At 70.6% G+C, this 15,664-nt stretch carries 21 protein-coding genes and 1 pseudogene; 13 read left to right on the top strand and 9 right to left on the bottom strand.

Going from position 1 to position 15,664, the window contains the following annotated elements; translation table 11 throughout:
• Positions 1–106 precede the first annotated feature (106 nt).
• From ADY59_RS53715 to ADY59_RS19060, 3 genes and pseudogenes are all read left to right on the top strand, one after another.
• Positions 107–349, top strand: a pseudogene (locus ADY59_RS53715) (sigma factor); the annotation flags it as partial.
• Between the two features lie 263 nt (positions 350–612).
• Entirely contained in the window at positions 613–1,074 is a 462-nt protein-coding gene (locus tag ADY59_RS52620; RefSeq protein ID WP_231618777.1) for a nuclear transport factor 2 family protein, read from the top strand.
• A 150-nt stretch (positions 1,075–1,224) separates the two neighbouring features.
• On the top strand, positions 1,225–1,374 hold the full coding sequence (locus ADY59_RS19060; RefSeq protein WP_156325594.1) for a hypothetical protein: 150 nt from the start codon (positions 1,225–1,227) through the stop codon (positions 1,372–1,374).
• Positions 1,375–1,389: 15 nt separating this feature from the next.
• Here ADY59_RS19060 and ADY59_RS50120 read toward each other — a convergent pair whose 3' ends face one another.
• The 3 genes from ADY59_RS50120 to ADY59_RS51520 form a co-directional block, all read right to left on the bottom strand.
• Positions 1,390–1,656 (bottom strand): hypothetical protein, encoded by a 267-nt coding sequence (locus ADY59_RS50120; protein ID WP_049563940.1) that lies wholly within the window; start codon positions 1,654–1,656, stop codon positions 1,390–1,392.
• A 39-nt stretch (positions 1,657–1,695) separates the two neighbouring features.
• Positions 1,696–2,262 carry a GNAT family N-acetyltransferase gene (locus tag ADY59_RS48820; protein WP_197093738.1) on the bottom strand — a complete coding sequence of 189 codons (567 nt, stop codon included), beginning with the start codon at positions 2,260–2,262 and terminating at the stop codon, positions 1,696–1,698.
• Between the two features lie 73 nt (positions 2,263–2,335).
• A complete protein-coding gene (locus tag ADY59_RS51520; protein WP_197093737.1) occupies positions 2,336–2,755 on the bottom strand; it encodes a hypothetical protein in 420 nt (139 codons plus the stop codon).
• A gap of 29 nt (positions 2,756–2,784) precedes the next feature.
• Here ADY59_RS51520 and ADY59_RS19050 point away from each other — a divergent pair, with 29 nt between their 5' ends.
• Together ADY59_RS19050 and ADY59_RS19045 are read left to right on the top strand one after the other, a co-directional pair.
• The gene (locus tag ADY59_RS19050) at positions 2,785–3,369 is read left to right on the top strand and encodes a TetR/AcrR family transcriptional regulator (protein WP_063780711.1); all 585 of its coding nucleotides are present in this window, start codon (positions 2,785–2,787) and stop codon (positions 3,367–3,369) included.
• A gap of 34 nt (positions 3,370–3,403) precedes the next feature.
• A complete protein-coding gene (locus ADY59_RS19045; protein WP_049563936.1) occupies positions 3,404–4,192 on the top strand; it encodes an SDR family oxidoreductase in 789 nt (262 codons plus the stop codon).
• Between the two features lie 162 nt (positions 4,193–4,354).
• Here the strand turns inward: ADY59_RS19045 and ADY59_RS54060 are convergent, their stop codons facing one another.
• Both ADY59_RS54060 and ADY59_RS19040 read right to left on the bottom strand, forming a co-directional pair.
• Positions 4,355–4,588, bottom strand: coding sequence for an SDR family NAD(P)-dependent oxidoreductase (locus tag ADY59_RS54060; RefSeq protein WP_442937706.1), 234 nt, complete (start codon positions 4,586–4,588; stop codon positions 4,355–4,357).
• 219 nt (positions 4,589–4,807) lie between these two features.
• Complete coding sequence (locus ADY59_RS19040) at positions 4,808–5,293, bottom strand: DUF1579 family protein (protein WP_082310220.1); 486 nt, start codon at positions 5,291–5,293, stop codon at positions 4,808–4,810.
• Here ADY59_RS19040 and ADY59_RS19035 point away from each other — a divergent pair.
• The 3 genes from ADY59_RS19035 to ADY59_RS19025 all read left to right on the top strand — a co-directional run bounded on the left by ADY59_RS19035 (position 5,242) and on the right by ADY59_RS19025 (position 6,964).
• Positions 5,242–5,604, top strand: coding sequence for an ArsR/SmtB family transcription factor (locus ADY59_RS19035; RefSeq protein ID WP_049563932.1), 363 nt, complete (start codon positions 5,242–5,244; stop codon positions 5,602–5,604). The genes ADY59_RS19040 and ADY59_RS19035 overlap by 52 nt on opposite strands.
• Positions 5,601–6,029 carry an SRPBCC family protein gene (locus ADY59_RS19030; RefSeq protein ID WP_197093736.1) on the top strand — a complete coding sequence of 143 codons (429 nt, stop codon included), beginning with the start codon at positions 5,601–5,603 and terminating at the stop codon, positions 6,027–6,029. Before ADY59_RS19035 ends, ADY59_RS19030 begins: the two co-directional genes overlap by 4 nt.
• Before the next feature lie 107 nt (positions 6,030–6,136).
• Positions 6,137–6,964 carry an MOSC domain-containing protein gene (locus ADY59_RS19025; RefSeq protein WP_049563929.1) on the top strand — a complete coding sequence of 276 codons (828 nt, stop codon included), beginning with the start codon at positions 6,137–6,139 and terminating at the stop codon, positions 6,962–6,964.
• A 13-nt stretch (positions 6,965–6,977) separates the two neighbouring features.
• Here ADY59_RS19025 and ADY59_RS19020 read toward each other — a convergent pair whose 3' ends face one another.
• Complete coding sequence (locus ADY59_RS19020; protein WP_049563926.1) at positions 6,978–7,877, bottom strand: winged helix-turn-helix transcriptional regulator; 900 nt, start codon at positions 7,875–7,877, stop codon at positions 6,978–6,980.
• A 112-nt stretch (positions 7,878–7,989) separates the two neighbouring features.
• Between ADY59_RS19020 and ADY59_RS19015 the strand changes: the two genes are divergently transcribed.
• Positions 7,990–8,928, top strand: coding sequence for an endonuclease/exonuclease/phosphatase family protein (locus ADY59_RS19015; protein ID WP_049563924.1), 939 nt, complete (start codon positions 7,990–7,992; stop codon positions 8,926–8,928).
• On the opposite strand, the gene ADY59_RS19010 is transcribed toward ADY59_RS19015, so the two are convergent.
• A complete protein-coding gene (locus ADY59_RS19010; protein ID WP_049563923.1) occupies positions 8,918–9,706 on the bottom strand; it encodes an SDR family NAD(P)-dependent oxidoreductase in 789 nt (262 codons plus the stop codon). The genes ADY59_RS19015 and ADY59_RS19010 overlap by 11 nt on opposite strands.
• Positions 9,707–9,761: 55 nt before the next feature.
• On the opposite strand from ADY59_RS19010, the gene ADY59_RS19005 reads away from it, so the two are divergent.
• The 4 genes from ADY59_RS19005 to ADY59_RS18990 all read left to right on the top strand — a co-directional run bounded on the left by ADY59_RS19005 (position 9,762) and on the right by ADY59_RS18990 (position 14,055).
• Entirely contained in the window at positions 9,762–10,355 is a 594-nt protein-coding gene (locus ADY59_RS19005) for a TetR/AcrR family transcriptional regulator (protein WP_049563922.1), read from the top strand.
• 70 nt (positions 10,356–10,425) lie between these two features.
• A complete protein-coding gene (locus tag ADY59_RS19000) occupies positions 10,426–10,836 on the top strand; it encodes a VOC family protein (protein ID WP_049563920.1) in 411 nt (136 codons plus the stop codon).
• Positions 10,837–10,975: 139 nt separating this feature from the next.
• Complete coding sequence (locus ADY59_RS18995) at positions 10,976–13,360, top strand: ATP-binding cassette domain-containing protein (protein WP_049563918.1); 2,385 nt, start codon at positions 10,976–10,978, stop codon at positions 13,358–13,360.
• 38 nt (positions 13,361–13,398) lie between these two features.
• Entirely contained in the window at positions 13,399–14,055 is a 657-nt protein-coding gene (locus tag ADY59_RS18990; RefSeq protein WP_049563916.1) for a maleylpyruvate isomerase N-terminal domain-containing protein, read from the top strand.
• A 268-nt stretch (positions 14,056–14,323) separates the two neighbouring features.
• On the opposite strand, the gene ADY59_RS18985 is transcribed toward ADY59_RS18990, so the two are convergent.
• Together ADY59_RS18985 and ADY59_RS18980 are read right to left on the bottom strand one after the other, a co-directional pair.
• The gene (locus ADY59_RS18985; protein ID WP_231618775.1) at positions 14,324–15,184 is read right to left on the bottom strand and encodes a cytochrome c biogenesis CcdA family protein; all 861 of its coding nucleotides are present in this window, start codon (positions 15,182–15,184) and stop codon (positions 14,324–14,326) included.
• 7 nt (positions 15,185–15,191) lie between these two features.
• Positions 15,192–15,664: redoxin domain-containing protein (locus ADY59_RS18980; RefSeq protein ID WP_049563914.1), on the bottom strand; the 473-nt coding region annotated here is incomplete at its 5' end.

Here is a 15,664-nt window from a genome sequence, read left to right as displayed (position 1 = left end):
GGCCAGGACGTCCGAGCTGGACTCATGCGGTTCGACAGCACAGCCCCCAGGAATGTGAGGCGACGGCACCGGCCTCACATTCCGGCACGCTGTCTTGTCGAGCAGGATGAAGACAGACACGACCGAGGGAGCCGTCACGATGACCAGCCGAAACAGGCCGGACGCTGTTGGTTCACCCGGAGACCGGACAGATCCGAGCCTGGACGCGATCATGAGTGAGCGGCGTCAGCTGATCAACCTCGCGTACCGGCTGCTGGGCTCACTGGCCGAGGCCGAGGACGCCGTCCAGGAAACCTACACCCGCTGGTACGCCATGTCCCGGCAGCGGCAGGACGCCATCGATTCCCCCGGCGCCTGGCTGACGACCGTCGCCAGCCGCATCTGCCTCAACCTGCTCGGTTCGGCCCGGGCCAGGCGAGAGACCTACCTGGGCGAATGGCTCCCCGAGCCGCTGCCCGAACCCACGGACAGCGGTGCGACCGCAGATCCGGCCGACCGGATCACCCTGGACGAGTCGGTCAATCTGGCCTTCCTGGTCGTGCTCGAAGCGATGACCCGGCCGAACGCGTCGCGTTCATCCTGCACGACGTCTTCCGCTACTCCTTCGCCGAAGTGGCCGAGATCGTCGGCCGCAGCCCGGCGGCCTGCCGCCAGCTGGCTTCCTCCGCCCGCCGCCGCATCCGCGCCGCCCAGCCCTCCGCCACCCCGGCGCCCCAGCAGGCCGGCATCATCCGGGACTTCAAGCGAGCGTGGGAGGCCAAGGACATCGACGCCCTGATCGGGCTGCTCGACCCCGACGCCGTGGCGATCGGTGATGGCGGCGGCCTCGCCACCACCTTCCTGGACCCCATCGAGGGCGGCGAGCAGATCGCGCGCGCCTGGATCGAAATCGCCCGTCGCAGACCCGGCAACATGACGTTCCTGGAGCGTACGGTCAACGGGCAGCCCGGCGTGGTGGCCGAACAGGACGGCGTCGTCGTGACAGTGTTCGCGTTCGAGGTCGCAGACGAGAAGATCAAGCGCATCTGGGTCGTGCGTAATCCCGAGAAGCTCCGTCACTGGACGACGGGCTGAGGCGCGTCTCGCAGCGGCCCATCACCACCCGTCAGCGGAGCAGGGCCGGTCGGCCTAGCGTGACTTCTCGTTCACATGCACTCGCGGACCCGTTTCCGCACGGAAGAGTACGGCCAGGTCACCGTTGCTCCCGCCGCGGAGACCTTTCTGATGAGCCGAGCCGTTCACCACATCATCGACCACCGGATCGAGACCGAGATCGGCCACCGGCTCGGACTCGATCACGGCGAGGTGCGCATCCTCAACCTGGGCGACGACCTGGCCATCACCGACACCGCCCTGCCGGACGCCCGCCGCTGATACTCACCGCGACCTTCAGGCGACTACCTCGCCGACGTCGAGATGCGCCAGGACATCCACGATGGGCTCCAGGTCGTGCTCACCGTCGCGGACCGGCGAGCGCTGTCGCCGCTGTTCTGGGACGCGCGTGAATCCGTACGGCAGGTTCGAGCTGGACATGAGCAGCCGCCTCGATCCGGATCTGTCCGTAAGGGCGGAGGTGCCCGCCCCGCGCACCTCGCGGGGAGAGGCCGCCGGAGCCCGGGTGAAGACGACGTTGACGGCCCGTAGGCGCGGTTCCATGTGTCCGCGCCTGCCGGGGATATGCGCCGCCGATCGGGGTCAGGCGGTTGCGCGCCGTATGTGCACATGACCATCGAGAGGATAGGAAGGAGGAGCCGATGGCAGGATCCTGTCCAACTGGTAGCCGTTCTTCTCGGCGACGCGGCAGGATGCCAGGTTGTCGACCTGATGCAGGAGTTCGAGGCGCTCCAGACCATGTGCTCGGAAAGCATCGAAGGACCAGGCGGTGAGAGTATCCAGGGCTCGCGGGGCCACGCCTCGTCCGCGAGCCTGTGCCGCCGTCCAGTAGCCGACCTCTGCGGAAGACTTGCCGGACGCGACTTCCTTGAGCACCACGTTGCCCACCAACCGCAGCGGTGCCGCGTCAAGGGCCGTCTCAAGGACTGCGAAGGCGAACCGGTCGCCTGCTGCCCAACCCTGCTCCTGATCTCGAACCCAGCACAGGCCATCGTCTTCACTCTCCATACGAGAGCTCGTCCAACGCCGCAGTTCGGCGTCCCGGTACACCTCAACCAGCGCAGCAACGTCTTCCGCGCGCCAGGGGCGAAGGACAAGAGCGGGAGCGGTCGGCGTCGCGGCGGCCTCGAGTATGACGGGAGAGTTCACTGCTGGATGATATGCAGCAGGGCCTTGATCTGACCTCGGCGATAACTGGTCCTGCCACCCCGCAGCCGCTCCATCATCGCGATGGCCGAGACCCGAGCGCGAGAACATCCGCAAGGCCACCCTCGAAGGACTCGACCCCGCGGCCCGCAAGGGCAACCACCGCGGGCGGCGGCCGCTGGGATGCCGATCTCGTTGAGGAGGGCGGAGAGAGGGCCGGGGCGGCAGGGCTGGCCTGCTCGGCGGCCAGGGAACCGCCAGCGAGAGGCGCGTTGGTGGCGGTGTTCATGTTGTCGCGGGTCGCGATGTAGTCCAGTTGCAGGGCGGCGACCGGCCCGGGGGCGTTTTCCGAGGCGCAGGAACGCATCACCTCCGTCGCGGAACAGATCATCGACCGTGAGCTTGCCATAAGATTATCCAGCCGGATAAAGTTATCCACGTGGATAAACGAACTCTCGCCGTGGTCACAGTTCTGGTGAGCCGCGAGGCTGTCCACTCCGGCACCCGCAAGTAGGTGCGGTGGGCATGACTACCCGTCACGAGGCGACCGCGGCTCGCAGGAAGCAGATCACCCGTGCCGCGATCGCGTTGCTGGCCGAACGCGGCTACCAGGCCACCACCTTCGAGGCCATCTGCAAGGAGGCCGGGCTCAGCAGCAAGCGGCTGATCACCTACCACTTCTCCAGCAAGGATGAGCTGTTCGCAGCCGTCGCCGACCAGGTTGTCGCCGACGCCGAGGGTTACATGAGGTCCGCCATCGAGGGCGTGACCGGCGCCCGCGAACTGCTCGCCACCGTCATCCGGGCGAACGTGGCGTTCATCGCCAGCCACTCGCCGCAGGTGCGGGCGCTCCAGCAGATCCTGCTCAACGGCGGTGCGGGTGTCTGGGAGCAGCACCACATCGAATCGCAGAACCGGCTGGCCCAGCTGTTCGCCGAAGGGCAGCGCACCGGCGCCTTCCGCCCCTTCAGCCCGCAGGTCATGGCGGCGGCGCTACGCGCCTCGATCGACAGTGCGGCCCCGCTCGTCTCCGCCGGCCTCGCCCCCGATCTATGCGCCGACGAACTCGTCGAACTCTTCGACCGCAGCACGAGAAAAATCCTGAAATGACACAGCCGTCCAGGACCGATACACAGGGGTAGCAATGACGTATGCAGGGATTGCTGGGCGGCGGTATGTCGTGACCGGGTCGGCGTCGGGCATCGGCGCCGCTACTGCGACGATGCTCCGTGAGCGCGGTGCCACGGTCATCGGTTGCGACCTCGGCGACGCCGATATCCAGGCCGACCTGTCCACGCCTGACGGTCGGCAGTCGCTGGTCGACCAGGTGACCGAGCGTGGGCCCATCGACGCAGTGCTCGCTGTCGCCGGGGGCGGCAAGACCGGGCTCCTGGAGACGAACTACTTCGGCACGGTGGCGACGCTCGAAGGGCTACGGCCGTTGCTGGCGCAGAGCGAGGCGCCCCGGGCCGTGGCCGTGTCGTCGACCTCCTCGCTGGCGCCCGCGGACGAGCGCGTGGTGCAGGCATGTCTTGACGGCGACGAGGCCGCCGCCGTCTCCTACGCTGACGCGAACCCATCCAGTGGTGGCGCTACCGGCGCCTATGGCATCGCCAAGCGAGCGCTGAATCGGTGGGTGCGCAAGGTTGCCCCGACATCCCAATGGGCGGGAGCCGGCATTGCCCTCAATGTCGTCGCACCCGGCGTCGTCGACACACCCGCGGCCTCCTGGATCTTCGCGAGCGAAGACGTACGCACCGCTGTGGAAACCGCAGCTCCGCAACCGTTCGGCGGCTTTCCCGGGCGACCGGAGTGGGTTGGCGAGCTCATCTGCTGGCTCGCCGGTGCGGACAACCGCTTCGTCACCGGTCAGGTCATCTTCGCGGACGGGGGTGCCGAGACGGCGTTGATCGGAGATCTCCATTGGCGCTGACGATCGCCGGCCGCGCGGGCACGTAGTCGAAGCACCGTGTTCCCTGCGTCTCCCAGATCCTGTGGAGCGCAGCGCTGCGGCCCGCCTCGCGCGGACGAGGTACCCGGACGCCCGATCAGTTCCTACCGGCTCGCCGAGCGTCTCCGCGAACTCGGCTATAGATCACCGTGGCGGTCGCCGGCAACGCGCATCAGCCGACGAGACCACACCCGCCGAGACGTCACTGGGAACAGTCTCGAAGCGCCTCGAGACAGAAGAAACTGATGACCACTCGACGGAGAGCATCGTGAAAGCTGCCTCGTCGATGTCGCACGCGGCGACCGAACAACCTTCGGCGGCCAACCGGACGACCAGTTCGCGTCCCATTCCGGCGCCGCCTCCGGTGACGACGGCCATCTTTCCCGTGAACGATCTCATCGCTCAACCCTTCCGTCGCCGCCCACCCTCGCACGTACCCGGGCGGCCATCAACGCCTGGTCCACCTCACAACACCCTCGGTGTCACGGCTCTCGTCGGGAGGCGCACCACCCGCACGGCCTGAGGCCGCACGCCTGAGGAACACCGGGACCGGATGGTGCGCCAAGCGGTTCGTCCAGGTGATTCCCGGCTCGACGATCAGTGATCCTTCGGAAGCCGGTCCTGGACCTGGTGCCTCGTGAAGCTCATGTCCATCCAGTGCCGCCAGTTCGAGCCGTCGTCGGTGCGCTCCCATGCGGCCGTCATGGCGCCGCCGTCGTCGGTGATCACCAGCGTCGCCCGCTCCGTCTCACCGGCGAACGTCCAGACACCGTCGTCGTCGACGCTTGCCCGCATGGTGAGGAAGTTGCCGTGATTGTCGAAGGAGCGCATCGGGTAGGTCCGGCTCGCCGGATCGTAGGGCCCGATCATCTCGATGACCTCGACGTGTTCATCGTTCATGCGTACGTCCACCCGGTGAATGAGGAAGTGCTCGCCCGCCAGCCACTCGTAGGTGTCCGACCCGGCGATGCCGACCGCCGGGCCGGTCGCGGTGGCCGCGATGCGCCCCTGGGAACGCCAACGGCCGACCAGTGCGTTCAAGCGCTGGTTCTCCGGCCGCGGGGCATTGTCGTCTCCTGGCATGGCGGACCCGCCGCGCCATCCTCGTCCTGGTGCGGGATCGCGAGGTGTCGGCGGGCGAGATCGCCGGGCGCTTCCCCGAGATCAGCCGCCCCGCGGTGTCCCAGCATCTGCGAACGCTGGCCGCGGCCCGCCTCGTCGAGGTCCGCCGCGTGGGCAATCGCCGCTTCTATCGGCTACGTCCCGAGGGGCTGGCCGAGGCGGTGGCGTTCCTGGAGAGCATGTGGTCCACCTCGCTCGGCCGCCTCCAGCGCGAAGCCGAGCGGGAAGAACGCGCGCACACCGGCGACCAGGACGGGGAGGGATCGTTGTGAGCAGGACGATTGAGCAGACGTTGCGCATCCGGGCGCGGCCCGAGACGGTCTGGCGGTTCTTCACCGACCCGGCACGCCTGGCGCGATGGTGGGGAACGGCCGAGCTGGACGCCCGCCCCGGCGGTGCCTTGCGGGTGGCGATGCACGAGGGCCCATGCCCGGTGATGCGCGGACGGTTCGTCGAGCTCGTGCCGTACGAACGTCTCGTCTTCACCTTCGCCTGGGAGGCCACGCCGGGAGCGCCCGGCCTGCCGCCGGAGGCATCCCGGGTCGAAGTCACCCTGACCCCGGACGGCGACAGCACCGAGCTCACCCTGCGCCACAGCGGTCTGCCCGCCGCGCTCGAAGAGGAGACCGGCGGCGGGTGGGCGCACCTGTTCCGCCGTCTGGGTGAAACGGCAGAACGCGAGCAGGCGGTGAGTTGACAGCCTGTTCGCCGCCCGTAGTAGGTTTCCTTCTGGAATTCACTCAGTGTGGAAGGGAAACCCACCATGTCCCAGCCCTGCCGGACATCATCAGGAGCGGGCCGGCCATGGCCGTCGTCAGCGAGCTGACCTACTACCCGATCAAGGGATGCGCCGGGACGTCCGCCGGCGAGGCGGTGCTCACGCCCGCCGGGCTCGCGCACGACCGCAGTTTCATGGTCGTCAGCGAGCAGGGCGTGTTCCGCACCCAGCGCCGTGATCCGCGGATGGCCCTGATCCGGCCCGGCGTCAGCGCCGACGGCGAGCGGCTCACCCTCCGCGCGCCCGGGACCGAGACCCTGCGCCTGCGCGTGGACACCTCGGGCGAGCGGCGGCCCGTGGACCTGTTCGGGACCGGCTACCTGGGCATCGACCAGGGCGAGGCCGCCGCGGAATGGCTCTCGCAGGTGCTCGGCGGGAGCAGCCGGCTCGTCCGCGTGCCGCCCGAGCACCACCGCGTCACCAGCGGCAGCACCCCCGGCACCGCCGGATACGCCGACAGCAGCGCCCTGCTCGTCCTGTCCCGGTCCACGCTCGGCCTCCTCGACGGCAAGCTCGCCGCGCGCGGCGCCGGCCCGCTGCCCATGAACCGCTTCCGGCCCAACATCGTCGTCGACGGCTGGGAGGAGCCCCACACGGAGGACCGCGCCCACCGCGTCGGCATCGGCGAGACGGAGATCGGCCACGCCAAGCTCGCCATCCGCTGCGCCGTCACCATGGTCGAGCAGGAGACCGGGCGGAAGGCCGGCCCGGAGCCGCTGCGCACCCTCGCCACCTATCGCCGGGCCGCCCGGGGCGGGGTCGCGTTCGGCAGCAGGTTCGCGGTGATCCGCCCCGGCAAGATCTCGGTCGGCGACGTCGTGCGCGTCACCTCGTGGGGCGCTCCGGAGCTGTAGTGCTCCCCCACGCTCAGCCCGTACGCGGAAGACGCAGGGCCAGTTGCGCGCCGAGACGCAGGGCTTCGTCGACCGCGGCGGGAATGTCGGTGATCGGGTAGAGGACGTGGTGGATCGTCCGGTCGGCGTCGACGATGACGACGGCCCGTTTGAGGCGCAGGGTCTGTCCGGCGCGGAAGGTGGGCAGGCGCAGCGCCGCACACAGGGCCAGATCCACGTCGGAGAGAAGAGGGAAGGGGATGTCCTCCGCTTCGGCGAACGCCTGTTGCTCGTCCGGACGCTGGGTGCTCACCCCGCGCAGGGCGACCCCGGCCCCGGCGAAGGCCGGGGCGGAGGCGCGGAACAGCCGGTTCTCCAGCGTGCAGCCGGCCGTGCCGGGGATCTGCGACCAGTTCGCCGGCAGCGGGCCGGGGGCGCCGGTCGCCGGGTAGGTGAAGATGACGGTGACGGGCGCGTCGCCGGCCACCACGTCCAGGTCGCCTCCGCCGGCCGAGGGCAGGCGCAGCGGGCCGGGCACGCCCGAGCCGATCAGCGCGTGCAGCCGCTCGGTCTCGGGGCTGTCGGGCCCGGCGCCGCCGGTGAGGGTGCCATCGCCCAGGACGAAGCGGTCGGCCCAGTCCTGCAGGCCGATCAGCACGGGCGCCAGCGCGCGGCCGGCGTCGGTCAGGAGATACTCGTACCGGGTCGGCCGCTGGTGATAGGGACGGCGCTCCAGTACGCCGTGGTCGAGCAGGTGCTTGAGCCGTTCGGCGAGCACCCGGCGTGAGATGCCCAGCTCCGCCTGCAGGTCGTCGAAACGGCGCCGGCCGCGGATGACCTCCCGGACGATGAGCAGGCTCCACCACTCCCCGACCACGGCCGCGCCCTGCGCGATCGCGCAGACGGCGTCCTGCTCCCGCAACTCCCGTGCCACAGCCGTCTCCTTGCCGTTGATCCCGTGCTGAGCGGCGCCGACCCGCAGGTTCCCTACCGGAACCAGGTTAGTATCACAAAGAAATCCACTGCGGATTCCGTACGGTCGGCGTATGAGCATCGAAGATCGGCCGAGGCGGCGCGGGCGGGTTCTCGCGGCGGCTGCCGTGCTGGCGGCGGGGCTGCTGGCGTTCCCCCGGGTCGTGCCCAACAGCGCGGGCAATCTCGGCAGTCTGCTGGAGACCTTCCTGCCCTGGGGCGGCCTGGCGGTTGCGGCGGTGGTGGTCCTGGCCCTGTTACGGCGCTCGGCGGTCGCGCTGGTGGCGTCGACACTGCCCGCGCTGGTCTGGGTCGTCCTGTTCGGCGCACGGTGGCTGCCCGCCGATCGGGAGGCGTACGACCTGACCGTGGTCCAGCACAACGTCAGCGACGAGAACCCCGATCCGGGAGGAACCGCCCGCGCCCTGGCCCGGGCGGGAGCCGACCTCATCGCCGTGGAGGAACTGATGCCCGGCGCCCTGGCCGTCTACCGGGCCGCGCTGACGCCCGGCCATCCCCACCACGCCGTCGTGGGCACCGTCGGGCTCTGGTCCAGGTATCCCCTCGCGGGCTCCCGGCCGGTGGACATCAGGCCGGCGGGAGTCCGGGGCGACTGGAGCCGCGGGATGCGGGCCACCGTGCGGACGCCGTCGGGTGACCTGGCCGTGTACGTCGCCCACCTGCCGTCGGTCCGCATCCGGCTGCCGGACGGCTTCGGCACCGGATGGCGGGACGAGAGCGCCGCCGCGCTGGGCGCGGCCCTCGACGCCGAGGAACTGGACAGGGTCGTGCTGCTCGGCGACTTCAACGGCACCCTCGACGACCGCGGCCTGGTCCCGCTCACCTCCCGGATGACCCCGGCGGACGAGGGGTTCGGCTTCAGCTGGCCCGCCGCCTTCCCCGTCGCCAGGATCGACCACGTCATGACCCGCGCGGTGGCGCCCGTCGCCACGTGGACCCTGCCCGCGACCGGCAGCGACCACCTGCCGGTCGCGGCCCGCGTCAAGCTCTGACCATCGCGCGGACGGTCTGTTCGAAGCGGCGCGCCTGCGCCCGGTCCACGGTGAGGCCGACGGGCTCGCCCTTCTTCCAGGCCGTGAGCGGCGCGGCCGGCGGCCGGTCGACGAGCGCGGCGATCGGCGGCACGGCCTTGCGCACCGGCTGGGCGAACGCCGCCGACGCCACCCTGACGAGAGCGCGCAACGGCTGCCTGAAGGGCTCGTGCAGCCCGGTCGCCACGAACACCGGGTTGTAGAGCACGTACTTCGTCCGTGTGGAGACGTGGGCCGCCCCCAGCAGTTCACTGGCCCTGGCGCCCTGCATGGTCGCGGTGAGTCCCCGGTAGCCGTTCTCGAGCTGGAGGTCGTCCCAGTGGATGCGGCCGCCCCGCCCGGCGCCGCACAGGTTGACGATCACCGGTTCGGGGGCGTTCTCCAGCGGGCCGCGCAGCCCTTCGGCCATGAGCCAGCGGTTGAGCACGTACAGGGCGAAGGTGTGCTCGAACCCCTCCCCGGTCTCCACCCGTGCCGGGTTGAAGCGGAACGCGGCGAGCACCAGCGCGTCGATCACCGGGTACGTGGCGCATAGCCGGGCCACCAGTTCGCGGGTCTGGCGGACGGAGCTCAGGTCGGCCCTGACGAACGTGGCCTCCGGCACCTCCGCGCGCAGGCGGCGGCCGCCCGCTTCGCCGCTCCCCACGGCCACGACCCGGTCGCCGCGTCCGGTGTGGTGGCGGGCGAGCGCCAGGCCGATGCCGCTCGTGCCGCCGGTGATCACAATGGTCCGGGCCATAAGTTGAGGTCCTCCTCAAGTTGAGATGGCCCTCAAGTTAGCTAAGCTGACCGGTATGCGCAAGGACGCCGTGCTGAACCGCGAACGCCTCCTGCTGGCAGCCCGGCGGCTGTTCGCGGATCGCGGGCTCGACGTGCCGCTCGAAGAGGTCGCCCGGGCGGCCGGATTGAGCATCGGGACGCTCTACAACCGCTTCCCCACCCGCGAAGCCCTGGTGGAGGCCGTCTTCGCCGATCGGGTGGCCCGAGTGGCCGACCTGGCCGAGCAGGCGGTGGCGACGGACGACGCCTGGGAGGGGTTCGTCGCGTTCCTGACCGGCGTGTGCGAGCTGCAGGCCGCCGACCTCGGCTACAACGACCTGGCCGCGCGGACGGCGACGGCGGGCGACCGAGGGCACGGCCTGATGCGCGAGATCCTCGACCGCGCCCAGCGGGCCGGCGACCTGCGGGACGACGTCACGCTCACCGACCTGGCCTTCGTCATCTGGGGCGTGGCGGCGACCGTCAAGGCCACGCACGCCGTGTCCCCGGGAGCCTGGCGGCGGCACCTGGCGCTGTCGCTGGACGGCCTGCGCGCCGCCGCGGCGCGACCCCTGCCCGCGCCGCCCCTGTCCGTCACGCAGGCCCGCGCGGCGCTGCGCGAGTGCTGAACGTGCCCGGTGCCGGATCGGTCAGGATCGGAGAAGCCCCCGTCCCGGTGCGGCGCCTAGCGTTGCCGCCATGGACATCACCATTCACTCGACCTTCCTCCCCCATGACGACCCGGACGCCTCCCTGGCGTTCTACCGCGACGTCCTCGGCTTCGAGGTCCGCGCCGACGTCGGGAACGAGGGGATGCGCTGGATCACGGTCGGCCCCGCGGGCCAGCCCGGCACGTCCATCGTCCTGGAGCCGCCGGCCATCGACCCGAGCGTCTCCGACGACGAGCGGCGCGCCGTCGCCAGCCTGATGGACAAGGGCGTCTACGCCGGCATCACCCTGGCCACCACCGACCTCGACGACACCTTCAAGCGCGTGCAGGCAGGCGGCGCCGACGTCGTCCAGGAGCCGGCCGAGCAGCCGTGGGGAGCCCGCGACTGCGCCTTCCGCGATCCCGCGGGCAACCTCATCCGCATCAACGAACTGCGCTGACCTGCGAAGTATCTGGCAGCGCCCGTGGTGATAACGTCCCCGGGCGGACGATGCGCGGCACCTGAGACATACGCTCGAAGCTGGTCAGATCGATCCCGGCACGACCGCGAAGGCGACCCAGCGAACAGATGGAGAGACCATGAGCACGAACACGGACCCGCAGTCGCCTGCGCCGCACGATGCCGACACCCACGACCTGATCCGCGTCCACGGTGCGCGCGTCAACAACCTCAAGGACGTCAGCATCGCGATCCCGAAGCGCCGGTTGACGGTGTTCACCGGCGTTTCGGGATCGGGCAAGAGCTCGCTGGTGTTCAGCACGATCGCCGCGGAGTCGCAGCGGCTGATCAACGAGACCTACAGCGCCTTCGTGCAGGGCTTCATGCCCTCGCTGGCGCGACCCGAGGTCGACGTGCTCGACGGCCTGACGACCGCGATCATCGTCGACCAGCAGCGGATGGGCGCCGACCCCCGCTCCACGGTCGGCACCGCCACCGACGCCAACGCGATGCTGCGCATCCTCTTCAGCCGGCTCGGGCAGCCGCACATCGGCTCGCCCCAGGCCTTCTCCTTCAACGTCCCCACGGTCCGGGCCAGCGGCGCGATCACGGTCGAACGCGGCGCCCGCAAGACCGAGAAGGCGACCTTCACCCGCATCGGCGGCATGTGCACCCGATGTGAAGGCCGCGGCTCGGTCTCCGACATCGACCTCACCCAGCTCTACGACGACTCCAAGTCGATCGCGGAGGGCGCGTTCACCATCCCCGGGTGGAAGTCCGACAGCTTCTGGACGGTACGGGTCTACGCCGAGTCGGGCTTCGTCGACCCGAACAAGCCGATCCGCGACTACACCAAGAAGGAGCTCCAGGACTTCCTCTACAAGGAGCCGACCAAGGTCAGGGTCGACGAGGTCAACCTCACGTACGAGGGCCTGATCCCGAAGATCCAGAAGTCGTTCCTGTCCAAGGAGCGGGAGGGGATGCAGCCGCACATCCGGGCGTTCGTGGACCGGGCGGTCACGTTCACCACCTGCCCCGGGTGCGACGGCACCCGGCTCAGCGAGGAGGCCCGCTCCTCGCGGATCGCCGGGATCAACATCGCCGACGCCTGCGCCATGCAGATCAGCGACCTGGCCGCCTGGATCCGAGGCCTCGACGAGCCGTCGGTCGGGCCGCTGCTCGCCAAACTGCTGCACACCCTCGACTCGTTCGTGGAGATCGGGCTGGGCTACCTCTCCCTGGAACGGCCGGCGGGCACGCTGTCGGGCGGCGAGGCGCAGCGCACCAAGATGATCCGCCACCTCGGCTCCGCGCTCACCGACGTCACGTACGTCTTCGACGAGCCCACCATCGGCCTGCACCCCCACGACATCCAGCGGATGAACAACCTGCTGCGGCGGCTGCGGGACAAGGGCAACACGGTGCTCGTCGTCGAGCACAAGCCGGAGGCGATCGCGATCGCCGACCACGTCGTCGACCTCGGCCCCGGCGCCGGCGCGGCGGGCGGCACCATCTGCTACGAGGGCACCTTCGAGGGGCTGCGGGGCAGTGACACCATCACCGGCCGCCACCTCGACGACCGGGCCGCGCTCAAGGAGACCGTACGGACCCCCAAGGGCGCGCTGGAGATCCGCGGCGCCACCCGCCACAATCTGCAGGGCGTCGACGTGGACATCCCGCTCGGCGTGCTCTGCGTCGTCACCGGCGTCGCCGGCTCGGGCAAGAGCTCGCTGATCCACGGATCCGTCCCCGCCGGGGCCGGAGTCGTCTCGGTCGACCAGAGCGCGATCAAGGGATCACGCCGGAGCAACCCGGCGACCTACACCGGGCTGCTCGAACCGATCCGCAAGGCGTTCGCGAAGGCCAACGGCGTCAAGCCGGCGCTGTTCAGCGCCAACTCCGAGGGCGCCTGCCCCACCTGCAACGGCGCCGGGGTCATCTACACCGACCTGGGCATGATGGCCGGCGTCGCCACCACCTGCGACGACTGCGAGGGCAAGCGGTTCCAGCCGGCCGTGCTGGAATACCGCTTCGGCGGCCGAGACATCAGCGAGGTGCTCGCCATGTCGGTCACCGAGGCCACGGAGTTCTTCGGCGCGGGCGAGGCGCGCACGCCGGCCGCGCACACCATCCTCGGCCGGCTCGCCGACGTCGGGCTCGGCTACCTGAGCCTCGGCCAGCCGCTCACCACGCTGTCCGGCGGCGAACGCCAGCGGCTCAAGCTCGCCACCCACATGGCGGACAAGGGCGGCGTCTACGTCCTCGACGAGCCGACCACCGGTCTCCACCTCGCCGACGTCGAACAGCTGCTCGGCCTGCTCGACAGGCTCGTCGACTCCGGCAAGTCGGTCATCGTGATCGAGCACCACCAGGCGGTCATGGCGCACGCCGACTGGATCATCGACCTCGGCCCGGGCGCCGGTCACGACGGCGGCCGGATCGTCTTCGAGGGCACGCCCGCCGAGCTCGTCGCCGCCCGCTCCACCCTCACCGGCGAGCACCTCGCGGCCTACGTCGGAGCCTGAGGAAACCGCCTGGGTGATCATTGGGTTACCGTGGCGAGGTGGAGCCTTTCACCCGGTCATGGGCGGCGTTGCGCACGGCGGTCGCCGAGCTTCCCGACGAGGACTTCGCGCGGCCGTCCGGCTGCGCCGGCTGGCTGGTGCGGGATCTGGTGTGCCACCTCGTCATCGACGCCCAGGACGTCCTGATCACCCTGGTGACCCCGGCCGACACGGAGCCGACCCGCGACGCGGTGACCTACTGGGAGGTCTCCCGCACTCCCCCGACCGGCGACGACCCGCTCGACGCGCTGGTCGTCCGGCTGGCCGCCGCGTACGAGGAACCCCGGCTGCTGAAGTTCCATCTCGACGACGTCGGCTCCGCCGCGGGCCGGGCCGCCGGGCTCGCCGACCCTCGGCTGCGGGTCGGCACCCGCGACGTGGTTCTCACCGCGGGCGACTATCTCACCGCCTACGTCCTGGAGTGGACGCTGCACCACCTCGACCTGATCGCGCACCTACCGGACGCGGCGGAGCCGCCGGAGGAAGGGCTCGCCCTGTCCCGTGAGCTGCTGGAGAAGATCGCCGGAACCGCGTTCCCCGCGTCGTTCTCCGACAGGGACGCGTTGCTGGTCGGCACCGGGCGGCGCGCCCCGACCGGCGCGGAGACGGCCGGGCTGGGCGCGTCGGCGGCGAGGCTGCCGTTCGTCCTCGGCTGACCGTCAGCCGGCTGCCGCTCGGCGGGTCCCCGATCTTCGTTGGCGCCGGTGGGTGCACGGAGAACTCGCCGAGTGAGCAACTGATCTACGGCTTGCTCAGCGTGCGGGGGCCTTCAGCGGCGTGCTGGGCAGCGGGGTCAGCTTGGTGGTGAGGACCTGCCCGGCGATGCGCTCGCCCAGCGCCAGGCCGTCGCTGCCGTCCCACGGGTAGTGCACGCCCAGAACACGTGCATCTGGTAAGGGCCACAGGCAGGATCGGGACAGGTCTTCAGCGGGCTTCGTCGCGGCCACGTGCCAGGCGCACGACCAGCGTCACCAGGGCGAGCAGGAGGAGAAGCGAGAGCGTGAGCCATCCCGGGCCGAGCCCGGCCACCCAGCCCGCGACGGTCGACTGCACGGCGGTCACCGCGCCCACGATCGGATCGCGCGCGTCCTGGCCCGCGAAGACGCGTAGCTCGTACCAGCCGTAATACAGGACGTACAGGCCCGCGAGGACGAGCAGGCCGCCACTGGCCCTGGACACGTACGGCAGCAGACGCCGCAACCGGGCCACGATGGCGGCACGGGCGAGCGCCACCGCCAGCGACAAGATGGCGACGATCAAACCCATGCCCAGCGCGTAGGCGGTGAAGGCCGCCACTCCGCCGCTCACTCCGCCGCCGGACAGTGCGGCCGAAGTGACCGCCAGGAACGGCCCGGCCGTGCACGACAAGGAGGCCACCGCGTATGACAGGCCGTAGCCGTACAGCGACAGCGCTGAGGTGGCGGGGCGGCCGGTGGCAAGGCCCGGCAGGCGCAGCACCAGCTCCCGCCCTGACAGCAACCACAGGCCCAGCCCGACCAGAATCGCCCCGATGACCAGCGTCACCCACGGCAGGTGGCGGCCCACCGACACCGCCAGCACAGTCACGACCAGTCCGAACAGGCCGAAGACCGTGACGAATCCGGCGGTCATGGCGGCTGCCAGGATCAGCGCCCGGCGGACGGGGCCGGCTCCCCGGCTGTTGATCAGCAAGGTGAGGTAGGCCGGCAACATGGCGAAACCGCACGGATTGAACGCGGCCACCATCCCGGCGGTGAGCGCCAGGGCCAGCGGCGCCTCGGACAGGCCCGTACCGAGGGAGGACACGACTCGGCTACCGGGCGGCCAGTGTGCGCAGGTGCTCCTCCAGCCCGTCCCGGCCGAGCGGGCCGGAGACCTTCTCCGCGGAGCCGTCCGGTTTCACGAACACGAAGGTGGACTGCTCGCTGACGCCGAGCTTCGTCCACACCGCGCCTTCGGTGTCGGACAGGTGCACGAGATCTCCGGTTCCGGTGCGCTGGACGAACTCCTGCATCGCCGCCTCGGTGTCCAGGCCGGCAACTCCGACGAACGCGACATCACCATGCCGGGCGGCCGCCGCCTTGACGGCGGGCGCGTCCGACAGGCACTTGGGACACCACGGCGCCCAGAACCAGAAGGCGACGGGCCTGCCCGCCAGGCTCTCTCCCCGAAAGGTCCGGCCATCCAGCGTCGGGGCGGTGAACCGCAGCGCGGCGGGCACCGAGGCCTCGCCCGCCGACTGTTCCGGACCCGGCGGGGAGGCGGTCGGGGAGGCCGGCGGGGAGG

The sequence above is a fragment of the Nonomuraea sp. SBT364 genome (assembly GCF_001083785.1).
In the GTDB taxonomy this organism is placed as follows: Bacteria; Actinomycetota; Actinomycetes; order Streptosporangiales; family Streptosporangiaceae; genus Nonomuraea.
This window is presented reverse-complemented; position numbering and strand designations above follow the sequence as displayed.

Coding starts and splice junctions, on each gene's coding strand:
- ADY59_RS19060 (WP_156325594.1), top strand. CDS start 1,225: ATGAGCCGAGCCGTTCACCACATCATCGACCACCGGATCGAGACCGAG.
- ADY59_RS19000 (WP_049563920.1), top strand. CDS start 10,426: ATGGACATCACCATTCACTCGACCTTCCTCCCCCATGACGACCCGGAC.
- ADY59_RS19015 (WP_049563924.1), top strand. CDS start 7,990: ATGAGCATCGAAGATCGGCCGAGGCGGCGCGGGCGGGTTCTCGCGGCG.
- ADY59_RS18995 (WP_049563918.1), top strand. CDS start 10,976: ATGAGCACGAACACGGACCCGCAGTCGCCTGCGCCGCACGATGCCGAC.
- ADY59_RS19005 (WP_049563922.1), top strand. CDS start 9,762: ATGCGCAAGGACGCCGTGCTGAACCGCGAACGCCTCCTGCTGGCAGCC.
- ADY59_RS19045 (WP_049563936.1), top strand. CDS start 3,404: ATGACGTATGCAGGGATTGCTGGGCGGCGGTATGTCGTGACCGGGTCG.
- ADY59_RS19025 (WP_049563929.1), top strand. CDS start 6,137: ATGGCCGTCGTCAGCGAGCTGACCTACTACCCGATCAAGGGATGCGCC.
- ADY59_RS50120 (WP_049563940.1), bottom strand. CDS start 1,656: ATGGAACCGCGCCTACGGGCCGTCAACGTCGTCTTCACCCGGGCTCCG.
- ADY59_RS19050 (WP_063780711.1), top strand. CDS start 2,785: ATGACTACCCGTCACGAGGCGACCGCGGCTCGCAGGAAGCAGATCACC.
- ADY59_RS19010 (WP_049563923.1), bottom strand. CDS start 9,706: ATGGCCCGGACCATTGTGATCACCGGCGGCACGAGCGGCATCGGCCTG.
- ADY59_RS19040 (WP_082310220.1), bottom strand. CDS start 5,293: ATGCCAGGAGACGACAATGCCCCGCGGCCGGAGAACCAGCGCTTGAAC.
- ADY59_RS54060 (WP_442937706.1), bottom strand. CDS start 4,588: ATGGCCGTCGTCACCGGAGGCGGCGCCGGAATGGGACGCGAACTGGTC.